Here is a 9,943-nt window from a genome sequence, read left to right as displayed (position 1 = left end):
CTTCCCATTTGACAGCGCAGTGAATGTGGCTGAAGTAAAAATGTTCATCCCACAAAAAAGAAAACTGAATGGGAATATCAAAAAACCTCTTCGTGCAATCTCATAAACGTGCGTCCCCTTTTCTGAAAAAAGGCTGACCAGTGGGGAGCCAAAGGCAATAGCCATTCCAAAAATAACGATAGAGACCAGGATAATAAACCGCATACAAACAGAAAATACCTTTTTTAACCGACCATTGTCCTGTTTCCCATAATTATAGCTGATAACAGGCGCTACTCCCATCGAAAATCCTATGTAAAGCGCAGTCAGCAGGAACTGTGTATAAATGATGATTGTAATGGCTGCCACACCATCCTCACCGAGCAGATTCATCATGGTCCTGTTAAAAAGAAAGGTGGTCACCGCAGCGGCTCCCTGGCTTACCATTTCTGAAAAACCGTTTGCACAGCTCCCTGCCAGAACGAAAATATCCATAACAGGCCTCCTGAAATGCAGGCTGCCATTTCCCGCCGTGAAAAACAGGATACCCGCCACTGTCGGTATCAGGTATCCGATTCCCGTTCCTAATGCCGCTCCTTTGATTCCCATCTGCAGGGGAACCATAAAAATATAATCAAACAAGATATTGGCCGCTCCCGCACTTATCCCAAGCGCCATTCCAAATCCGGGGCGTCCCGCCGTTATAATCAGGTTTTGAAAAAGGACCTGCAGCATACTTGCGGGCGTGAAAAGGAGCAGGATGGACAGATATTCCTTACAATACGGAAATAGAGTCCCGCTTGCACCAAGCCCCCGAATCATATTGTCTATTAATGCAGTTCCCAAAACCGTAATGATCACTCCAAACAAAGCACCCGCACCGATGATCAGCGTGAAATCCTGTGATGCCCTCACAGTCTCCCCTGCCCCCATCTTCCTGGCGACAATGGCACTCCCCCCTGTGGCAAGCATGGTTCCAAGCCCTACAATCAGATTGATCACCGGACATACAATATTGAGCGCCGACAGCGCATTGGTGCCTACAAACCGTGCCACAAAAATTGTATCGACAATCGTATACAACCCCATGAGTAGCATCATTATAATTGTTGGAAGTGCGAATTTCAGCAATGACTTTATATCAAAGTCTTGCGAAAGTGGATTTCCTTCTTCCTGTACTTCATTCATGCCCCATTCCCTCCGTTTCTTCTTTCCGTAAAATGAACTTCTGTGTTAGGTACCCAAACTCGACCAGCAGTTCCGCTTCGGCAAAGCCAAGGCTTTTGATTGTTTTCCGGTGTCCGGTATCAGCCTTATCACCCTCCCTGAAAGTCGTGACGGTGATTGCTTCGGAGTATACCAGTTCGTGCAGCGCTTTTTCACAGAATGCTTTTGCTATTCCCTTTTTCCGGTATTGCGGATGCACGCCCAAAAAGTCAATACTCCCCGTCACCTCATTAAATGCCATGATCCCGACTGCGGTATCGGCATCTTTCAAAATCAGTGCTCGCCTGCCCCTGATATATTCCTGCAACTGTTCAAGATACTGCTTCTCATCCAAATGCGGGAAACCATCAATCACAAGATGAACCAGTTTCATCCATTCCGGGATATCAGCGTCTGTTGCATAAGTAATTTTCTGCTGCCAGCAGCTTTCCCCTTCTAAGTTTGTAGGATTCTCATTCAAAACGTATCTTAGCTGCAACGGGTAAAATTCTTCTTCCTCTCTGTACTGATTAGGAGCCTTTTTATACATAGCCTTAAAGCTGTCAGTAAAAGACTGCTGACTCTCATATCCAGCAATGAGTGCAATTTCGAGGATTGGTTTATCCGAAAAAACAAGCAGTTTTGCGGCTTCAGTCAGCCGGCGGCGCTGTGCAACAGCCTTTTCCCCCGCTACCATTTTTCAATTTTTCTGTATACTATCACGTAAAACCCCATACTATCACGGAAACCCCGGACTTTTGCGTGAAAGTATACTTTTGCCTGTTAGTACCCAAATTCCTATGGCATTATTTCTGAATTGCCGCCTGGACCGCTGTTAGATATTGTTCAGGGGTATCAACACATCACTATGCATTATGATTCAAGTCCAAGCCACTCCTTTACAGTTTCCACTGCATACCCTACACCTTGAGCAATCTTTTCGACATCAATCCCAAGGTTATAAAAATTTCTGGCGGCTTCCTTGGCCTTATTTAATTCTCCTATCTGCCTTTCCTCTTTCCTCATTTCCTGAATCGCCTGACACACATTAACCACCTCGTCTTCTTCATCATATTTTATGCCTGAATTTGTAATTGCCTCAATCACATCTGCCGCCCTGCGCTCCACTTCCCGGAAACGCTTTTCATTGGCTGCCAATACCCTGCTTAAATTTTTCTTGTCTTTCGAATACTTGATGAACAGCATGACCTCACGCAGGCTGGACTGGAATTTCATAATCTCCTTGTCCGGCATCTGCGCCGGCGCAATCAACCGCACATGGTAATTGTCCATGCAGGCAAGCACATCTGGGTCTGACACGTCCATCATATCAAACAGGCTTAACGGTCCATCCCACTCTTCCGAACCGAAAAATATAGTCACCGTGATGGAAGGTATCAGTCTGTCCTCCATCCAGAAACCGCTTAAGAATTCACCTGCGCTTAGTGTTTTCCGCCTTCTTCGGCAGATATTTCCCCCTGCTCCTTTTTCCGCTTCATTTCATTCCTGTGCGACTTTGCCGCCTCTTTCACCTGCCTTGCGTATTCCAGCGCATCATAGAGATTGTTCTTCACAGGCATAGCATAATGGATTTCAGCCTGATTCTCCGCACCGTAAAGGACATATTCCATTTTCCCGTCTGTCATTGCAACATACAACTTCTGTACATCACGGAATTTCTGGACGGGAACTACAGCGCCATCCGCACCATATGGCAGCGCAATTTTAGTGGAATCACGCTCCGTAAGCTGCTCCGGCAGGATTACCTGCCGCCCGCCGTAAATATAGTAATTAAAAATGTCGGCAAATACGCCCGCATCTTTTACATAATCCTTTGTAACTGTATCTGCTTTCAACGGCATACACCGCCTTTCTTCATGAATGTATGGCAGTGAGATTGTCACATCCGCACCCCTGCCACAATTTCATTATACTCAAAAAACTGCTTTTTTCAAGCGTGTCAAATTGGTTAGGGTTCTCCAAAAACAGAGGGGGCAGACCATTAGCCGCACCATTCTCTTTGGCGGAGCGTCCCCTCTCAACTCACCTAAAAAAATGAATTTCCCTGCACCCAAACGGCACACTTCTCCGTCTAATAAGTAGAAAACAACAAAACAAAGGAATCGAGGTGAACACTTTTGAACATGCTGTTGATAAAAAGAGCGCAGAAACACGATACGGACGCATTTATCCAACTGATCGAGGAGTACAAGACCGCGCTCTACAAAGTAGCCAAGACCTATTTAAAAAATGAGGAGGACGTTGCGGATGTCATACAGGGCACGATTCTTTCCGCCTATGAACACATCGGAGAGCTGAAGACCGTTTCCTATTTTAAGACATGGCTGATCCGGATCCTGATCAATCACTGTACCGATGTGGTTCGTCAGCAGAAACGGGTCGTTTCCATGGAGCAGGCTGAAGAGCAGACCGGAACATTTCTGGAAAGTGACTATGAATTTTATGAGCTGATCCGGGAGCTTCCGGAGAAGGATCGGACCATATTCCTTCTATATTATGGGGAATGCTTCAACGCGCGTGAGATCGCGGAGCTCCTGGAATGGAATGAAAATACGGTAAAGAGCAGGCTCCAGAGGGGCCGGAAAAAGCTGAAACAGGTTTTATCATGTTAAACAGATTTTAAGGAGGACAGACTATGGGATTTTCTGAAAAAGAAATGAGAGGGATTTTAAGCCAGGATATCCAGGTATCGGATACGGTCAACAAAAGGATCCAGGACACTTACAAAATGCTGAGAGCAGAACAGAAACGCAGCCAGCGCCCGCCCCGCCGCCGGAGATTTTCCTATGCCGCGGCTACCATTGCAGTGGCCGCCTGCCTTGCAGTGCCGGGAGCCGTCTATGCGGCCACGAATCTGGATTTCTTTGACGCCATGTTCGGGAACAGCACGAAAAAATCAACGCCTGTGATCGAGACAGAGGTCGATACCGGAAAAACGAATGAGGATGGAACTCCAAAGATGGCCGATGTCACCATCCCTTCCAGGGAATTTGTTTCCGTGGATCCGCAGCAGGCGCAGAACCTGACCGGAGGCGGGTGCATCAGCGAGCCGATCGTAAAGAAGCTGGGCGACCATACCCTGACCGTCGAAAATATGGTCTATGACAAGAACGGAGCTGTCATTACATTTACACTGGAACGCTCAGGCGGCGTTACCATGATGATCGGGGATGCTGACACCAATGTACGGAAGGGCGCCTATTTTGCAGAGGACATAAACTACGGCTTCTCCTTCGGAACCACCGGCGACATCTTCGGCGGCAGCAATATTTACGTGGATACGGAGAAGAGCACAGCGGACAAGATGTGCTGCACCGCTTATCTTCTTTGGAGCAATCAGCTTCCGGACGGGGTGTTCCCGATGCTTTCCATTGCAAAGTATCCGGGTTCTCTGAAAGAGGTGTCGGTCAAAAAAGACGAATGGACGGAGGAAGAATGGAGCCAGAAAATGGAGGAGTTCTATGCCAAAACTGAGGTGGAAGACATCGTGCTGACCGATCAGCCTGCAATTCCGGTCCAGAAGCTGGAAGGCTATATCACCTATTCCCCGATTTCCCTCGGTGTGGATCTGTCGAAGGGACTCGGCCTGTCGGAGGCAGATGCCTATGATCCTGTAAACCTCACTCACCTGGAGATCCGTTTTCAGGACGGCAGCAGCTATGTGATCAGCGACGCGGAAAACCATATCGAAAACAGCGGCTATGTACTGGGAGGCGTGGGCGATCCGCAAACCTGGTATATGACGGCTTTCAACCGTATTGTAGATATCAATGAGATCCAGGAGATTGTTGTAAATGATGAGGCATTTCCGGTAAAGTAAAGGACAGTGTGACGATTTAGAAGGGCATCAAACATCCCCTGCCTGGGATTCGGTTCAGGCAGGGGATGTAGTTTTTTCTTCTCTTTATATTGTTTTTCGTCAGTGATCAGTCTTTCTCAATGATCCACAGAATTTTCATACCTTTATTTTGGAAATAAGAGCTTCCTGAAGGATCTGAGAAAAATTCAAATCCATTGCTATCGCTGCTTCATTTAGCCATTCCGTTATACTTAGCGTTTTTTTAACCGCCCGGGAACTTGTGCGTTTTTTATATGCCAGCATATCAAATTCGATCACGGCGAGAAAAGAGTCCTGCTCCGTAATGATTGCGGTTGGATCAGAAGCCGAAGGAATCGGCTGACCTTACACTGGATAAGATCTGCGATGTGCTGGACTGCCAGCCGGGAGACATACTGGAATATCAGAGGGACGAGTCAAACGAATCCGGATAGCCGGCTGATGGCAAGGGGCCTCCAGTTCGGCAAGCTTCGCTTCCTTATCTGCAACGTCTGCTGACGGGTTATACATCTGGTCCAGCTCAATCTCCGGCTTCAGCACACGTGCTTCCCCCTGACTTTCTGCCCGCATATCTGATCCTGTTACATCCCTTTTACAAGTCTGCCAAGCCTTCTCCTCGTAGATAATCAGCGGCGGATGGTCATGTGTCAGCAAATAGTAATTCATCAATGCTAAATTGGTTCGACTTCTTTATTCCTTGGTTCAAGCTTTGGATCATGCATGGTAAAATTTTACAGAATATTGAAACCACATTCCGGAAAAATAGTCTTTCCTTCGTCTTCAATCTATGCTACAATAGGAAAATAAGACGCTTTATGCGAAGATTATTTTGAAACATAGGGAGGATGAACTGATGGATGATATTCATGTTCCAGAGGGCAAACTAAAAGGAAAATACAAACGGATCGGAGCAAAAGTCGGCAGAGTCGTCATCATCATGCAGGCGATTTCTATTGCAGTGGTCATGTTGGTGTGTGTGTTTATGTACAACTCTCTGGTCACAAAGATGCAGACAGATCGCTGTACCAACGGTACAAATATGCTGGCCTATGAACTCGACAAGCTGTCCGAGGGCGACGACCCCAATCAGCTTCTGGATGAATTAAAAAACCGCATGGGCTGTGAATTTACTATTTTTGAAGGCGATACACGTGCTTACACGACCGTGACCCAGGACGGGCAGCGGGTGGTAGGTACCCAGCTCTCTTCTGATCTGAATAAGATCGTACTCCAGCAGGGAGATACATATGTAGGCGAATCGGAAATCCAGGGAGCCAGCTTTCTGTGTTCCTATGTTCCCACCAAAGGGGACGACGGAAAGATCAACGGGCTGATCTTCGCAGGTATTTCCAGGGAAGATGCCAAGCAGGAGGTCATTCTCGTGGTTGTCCTGTCAATCCTGGTCAGCGCGGTTGTAATCGGTATCTGTATTATGTTCCTGACCGGTTACATGAAGAAACGTGTATCCAATCCGCTGGGCAAGATCACCAGCGCCGCCGGACGGCTGGAACAGGGAGATCTGGGGCTGGCGGACAATGAGGACATCCGGATCGACATTTCTTCCAATGACGAGATCGGCACACTGGCGCAGATGTTTGAGGACACATTCGGCCGGCTGCGGTCCTATATTGGGGAGATTTCCGATGTGCTCGAAGCAATGGCCGGCGGAAATATGACCCAGGGCGCTACACAGGATTATCTGGGTGATTTCCAGTCCATCAAAAAATCCCTGGACAAAATCCAGTCCGCGCTCAACCATACAATGGGACAGATTTCCACCAGCGCGGAACAGGTTTCTTCCGGGGCGGAGCAGGTTTCCAGCAGTTCCCAGGCTCTGGCTCAGGGCGCTACCGAGCAGGCCAGCTCCATTGAGGAGATTTCCGCGACTATGGCAGAGATTTCCCAGAACGCCAAGCAGACCGCAGAGGCTGCCGAGAAGGCCGGCGAGTATGTCAACGAAGCAGGTTCCCATCTGGGAGTCAGCATCGGCTTTGTGGATGAATTGAATGTAGCCATGAAAAATATTTCCGATTCTTCTAAGAAGATCGGTACGATCATCGCCACCATTGAGGATATTGCATTCCAGATCAATATTCTTGCTTTGAACGCTGCTGTTGAGGCTGCCCGCGCAGGCTCCGCAGGCAAGGGCTTTGCCGTTGTAGCAGATGAGGTCGGCAATCTGGCATCCAAGTCGGATAAGGCTGCCAAGGCCACCAAGGAACTGATCGAAAGCTCTATCATTGCTGTCACGGAAGGCGGCAATATCGTAAATAAGGTAACAGAGGCGCTGGATCAGACCAGCCAGAGCGCGGGACATGTGACCGACCAGATGTCCATCGTGGTGGATGCTGTAGAGAATCAAACTTCTGCCCTCTCTCAGGTTACCGACGGAATCGACCAGATCTCTTCCGTAGTGCAGACCAATTCCGCCACCAGCGAGCAGTGTGCCGCTGCCAGCGAGGAATTGTCGTCTCAGGCAAGCCTGCTGAAGAATCTGATGCGTTCCTTCAAGTTGAAGAATATACGCTAGGATCATTTTATAATTGCTGTGTGTTGTGAATAAAAAAATGACTGATTCCAGTCAGATAAAAACTGACAATCAGCTTCTTGCAAGCCGCGCTTGATGAATCTGACCGGCAGTATTTATCCGACTGTGAATCGTAACAAAAAAGACAGACTGCGTAAGTTTTCTTACTGCAGGCTGTCTTTTTTGTTATGCCTTTTTAAGATGCCGAACGTTTTATTTCTGATATACGATGCGTCCGTCGGATATCGTATATTCCACAGTGATGTCCGAAATTGCCTTTACATCGCAGGTCAGAGGATTGTCTCCCAGAATGACGAAATCTGCTTTCTTTCCTTCCTCAACCGTTCCCACAATATCGTCCATATGCGCCCCGTATGCCGCATTGACCGTGTACATCTGCAGCATTTCATAGACCGTCGCGCTCTGCTCGGGATTGCGGATGTATGCCGGATCGTCGTCTTCGCCTTCATAAGGTGACTGCTGGGTTGCCCCTGCCTCAATGGCGTGGAGCGGCGCAAAGTCTGCGGTCACCGGGTAATCGTTGGAGCCTGTAATGATGACGCCCTCATCAATCATGTCCCGGATGTGATATTCCTGCTCAAAACGCTCTTTTCCCAGGTTGCTTTCTTCCTGGGCGGAGAAAAACGGATCATAGTAAAACCACAGCGGCTGCATGGCCGCAATCACACCCTCGTCTGCCATGCGGGTCATGTCCTCTGTTGTCAGCAGGTTCACATGGGCAATCTTGTTGATCACGCCGTCCGGTGTTCCCCCGTTGGTCTCTGCCGCGGCCTCAAACGCATTCATGCTGCGCTGTACGGAAGCGTCTCCCATGGCGTGGGTTTCCACACTGTAGCCGGCCGCGTTCATTGCGGTGACAAATAATGTGAGGTCCTCTTCCGTGGCCTTCTGGGTTCCCGCATAGCCCTCTTCCTGACCGGCTTCCTTTGTATAAGGCTCCAACAGTGCGGAGGTGGCGCCTTCGGGTACGCCGTCCAGAGAGAATTTTACCTGGCAGACGCGCATAAAATCAGAGGCATATTTCTGGTAATCATCCAGTAATTTGATCAAACGTTCCGCTTCTTCTGTTCCCAAGGGCTGTCCTGCCCATGATGTGGTATTGATGCGCAGTGTCAGTTCCCCATCCTTTTCCATATCACTTACTACTGCGTAATTGTCGTCCGCACCGCCGGAATCAATCGCCGTCAGCCCGTAGCTGTTTGCCAGCTTCTGGAACATATCATAAGCTTCCTTAATCTGCTCTTTCGTATACTCGATGGTTGGCAGAGAATCCAACATGCTTGCCGCATCCGAAAAATACCCTGTCAGTTCTCCGTTTTCATCCAGGAAAACCTTTCCGCCGTCCGGAGGCGTACTGTCTTTTGTAATGCCTGCCATTTCAATCGCGATCTTATTTGCCAGCCTGCCATGCTTGGAGGTATCTGATAACACGACAGGTTTATCTGTATCCAGTTCTTCCATCCAACTGTTCTCAGGAATGTTATTCGGAAATGCCTGTAAATCCATACTTGCCACCTGATAAATCGGGAAATCCGGATTGTCGTCTATAAATTCCTGGATTGCTTTCTTGTACACATTCAGATCCGGATTTCCTTCCGGCAGAATTAGGGTCGTGTTTTCTGTCAGGAAATTGCCCGGCTCATGGATATGCCCGTCAATAAAGCCCGGCATCAATGTCTGTCCATCCAGATCGATCACTTCTGTCTCATCGGAGATATATTTTTCTATACCTTCCTCATCTCCGACATAAACTATCTCGCCATCCTTCACTGCAACGGCAGAATTGTCCATATCGTCCTCCGACAACATAGTAAGGATTGTTCCGCCGCGAAATACCATGTCCGATTCTTCTCCATCCCCGCTCTCCTGTTCCGATTCTTCCGTTTTTTCTTTCTCTGCCTGAGAGCTTTCCTGACTGTCGTTCTGGCCTGCGTTTCCGCATGAAACGGTTCCTGCCAGCATGCCCATTGTGACTGCTGCGGCCAATAGCCGAAGTACATGTTTCTTTTTCATTGTCTGTTCCTCCTGATTTAATTTTGTTCGTTTCCGGATCCCTTCTGTCACCGAATTGATGAAGTCAGTATACAAAGAAAATGAGTATTTATGAATCGAGAAAATGTATGAAATCCGGTATGACTTTTTCTCATACTTATCGCCAGGCCGACCCTGCAGCACTATAAAAGATCGTCGATGGACTAATCTCAATATATTCCAGATATTTCCGCATTAAAAAACGGCTTTACAATCCCCCTGGGTGTACTAATAAATCTTTGGTATTTACACATACATTTTAATACAGTATAATAGTTCATAAGGAGGCGTTCCACAGTAATGGAGCGATTTGAAATATG

The 9,943-nt window shown here is 47.9% G+C and carries 9 protein-coding genes; 4 read left to right on the top strand and 5 right to left on the bottom strand.

What is annotated here, in order from left to right; genetic code table 11:
- From ACTOY7_RS21010 to ACTOY7_RS20995, 4 genes are all read right to left on the bottom strand, one after another.
- Nucleotides 1–1,167: MATE family efflux transporter (locus ACTOY7_RS21010; RefSeq protein ID WP_482672786.1), on the bottom strand; the 1,167-nt coding region annotated here is incomplete at its 3' end.
- Nucleotides 1,160–1,882: a GNAT family N-acetyltransferase gene (locus ACTOY7_RS21005; RefSeq protein WP_482671701.1), complete on the bottom strand. Its 723-nt coding sequence runs from the start codon at nt 1,880–1,882 to the stop codon at nt 1,160–1,162. The genes ACTOY7_RS21005 and ACTOY7_RS21010, both read right to left, overlap by 8 nt.
- A 176-nt stretch (nt 1,883–2,058) precedes the next feature.
- Nucleotides 2,059–2,598, bottom strand: coding sequence for a hypothetical protein (locus ACTOY7_RS21000; RefSeq protein WP_482671700.1), 540 nt, complete (start codon nt 2,596–2,598; stop codon nt 2,059–2,061).
- Nucleotides 2,599–2,627: 29 nt separating this feature from the next.
- Entirely contained in the window at nt 2,628–3,041 is a 414-nt protein-coding gene (locus ACTOY7_RS20995; protein ID WP_482671699.1) for a hypothetical protein, read from the bottom strand.
- A gap of 288 nt (nt 3,042–3,329) precedes the next feature.
- On the opposite strand from ACTOY7_RS20995, the gene ACTOY7_RS20990 reads away from it, so the two are divergent.
- From ACTOY7_RS20990 to ACTOY7_RS20975, 4 genes are all read left to right on the top strand, one after another.
- Nucleotides 3,330–3,818: an RNA polymerase sigma factor gene (locus ACTOY7_RS20990; RefSeq protein WP_482671698.1), complete on the top strand. Its 489-nt coding sequence runs from the start codon at nt 3,330–3,332 to the stop codon at nt 3,816–3,818.
- A 23-nt stretch (nt 3,819–3,841) separates the two neighbouring features.
- A complete protein-coding gene (locus ACTOY7_RS20985; protein WP_160282849.1) occupies nt 3,842–5,026 on the top strand; it encodes a hypothetical protein in 1,185 nt (394 codons plus the stop codon).
- Nucleotides 5,027–5,358: 332 nt separating this feature from the next.
- The gene (locus ACTOY7_RS20980) at nt 5,359–5,478 is read left to right on the top strand and encodes a helix-turn-helix domain-containing protein (RefSeq protein ID WP_300886042.1); all 120 of its coding nucleotides are present in this window, start codon (nt 5,359–5,361) and stop codon (nt 5,476–5,478) included.
- A gap of 419 nt (nt 5,479–5,897) precedes the next feature.
- On the top strand, nt 5,898–7,574 hold the full coding sequence (locus tag ACTOY7_RS20975) for a methyl-accepting chemotaxis protein (protein WP_394682985.1): 1,677 nt from the start codon (nt 5,898–5,900) through the stop codon (nt 7,572–7,574).
- Between the two features lie 210 nt (nt 7,575–7,784).
- On the opposite strand, the gene ACTOY7_RS20970 is transcribed toward ACTOY7_RS20975, so the two are convergent.
- Nucleotides 7,785–9,605: an amidohydrolase gene (locus ACTOY7_RS20970; RefSeq protein ID WP_160282847.1), complete on the bottom strand. Its 1,821-nt coding sequence runs from the start codon at nt 9,603–9,605 to the stop codon at nt 7,785–7,787.
- Nucleotides 9,606–9,943: the final 338 nt, after the last annotated feature.

It is taken from the genome of Schaedlerella sp., from assembly GCF_056796775.1.
This window is presented reverse-complemented; position numbering and strand designations above follow the sequence as displayed.

Bases quoted from the DNA above. Each gene is read 5' to 3' on its own strand.
- ACTOY7_RS21005 (WP_482671701.1), bottom strand. From the start codon at position 1,882: ATGGTAGCGGGGGAAAAGGCTGTTGCACAGCGCCGCCGGCTGACTGAA.
- ACTOY7_RS21000 (WP_482671700.1), bottom strand. From the start codon at position 2,598: ATGGAGGACAGACTGATACCTTCCATCACGGTGACTATATTTTTCGGT.
- ACTOY7_RS20990 (WP_482671698.1), top strand. From the start codon at position 3,330: ATGCTGTTGATAAAAAGAGCGCAGAAACACGATACGGACGCATTTATC.
- ACTOY7_RS20985 (WP_160282849.1), top strand. From the start codon at position 3,842: ATGGGATTTTCTGAAAAAGAAATGAGAGGGATTTTAAGCCAGGATATC.
- ACTOY7_RS20975 (WP_394682985.1), top strand. From the start codon at position 5,898: ATGGATGATATTCATGTTCCAGAGGGCAAACTAAAAGGAAAATACAAA.
- ACTOY7_RS20970 (WP_160282847.1), bottom strand. From the start codon at position 9,605: ATGAAAAAGAAACATGTACTTCGGCTATTGGCCGCAGCAGTCACAATG.